Source organism: Agrobacterium sp. (assembly GCF_032092815.1).
In the GTDB taxonomy this organism is placed as follows: Bacteria; Pseudomonadota; Alphaproteobacteria; order Rhizobiales; family Rhizobiaceae; genus Agrobacterium.
Genome location: NZ_DAMDBP010000028.1, coordinates 23303 through 23920, shown reverse-complemented (window position 1 = coordinate 23920; position 618 = coordinate 23303). Strand labels below are relative to the sequence as shown.

Annotated in this window: 2 protein-coding genes; both read left to right on the top strand. The window is 51.1% G+C overall.

What is annotated here, in order from left to right; genetic code table 11:
• Window positions 1–127, top strand: a 127-nt coding sequence (locus RT613_RS16085; protein ID WP_313616956.1) for a DUF1127 domain-containing protein, incomplete at its 5' end; no start/stop codon positions are given.
• A 356-nt stretch (window positions 128–483) separates the two neighbouring features.
• The coding region (locus RT613_RS16080) for a DUF1127 domain-containing protein (RefSeq protein ID WP_313616954.1) at window positions 484–618 on the top strand (135 nt) is incomplete at its 3' end.

The following is a 618-nucleotide window of genomic DNA, read 5'->3' as shown; positions in this document are numbered from 1 at the left end:
GAACAACTGGCGCAAGTACAGACAGACCGTTACAGAACTCGCTCGCATGACCGACCGCGAACTGAACGATCTGGGCATTGGCCGTGGCGACATCCGCCGCGTAGCACGCACAGCAGTTGGCTACTAATATCAGCCACTGACTTCGCTGGCCGGCAAACCGTTCCCAAGAGGTTTTGTCGAGTAGCACTTAAAGAGGCCGAAGCTTTCAAAGCTTACGGCCTTTTTCTTTGCCTGATTTTCAAGCGGATTTCAGACGCCTGTTTTAAGCTGCCCTTCAAGCAGAACCAGCGGCCCGACGGGCTGAGATCAGCAGATCAAATAATAGGCAAAGCCTCTTTCTTATTCAACTCAATGCACATTTGCATGGCAGTCGCCTATTTAATGCACTCCACAACATGGCAGGTTGTATATATAAGAGCCTCAACACCGAGAGAGCAGGCATTTCTGCCCCGGTCACAAGATCAAAAGATTGAGGAAATACCGATGAACCCGATTCGCATTGCAAAAAACTGGATCAGCTACCGCCGCACGATCAATGAACTTGGTGGTCTTTCCAACCAGGCCCTGAATGACATTGGCCTGACCCGCCACGACATTCGCAACGTTGCTGCACGCTCT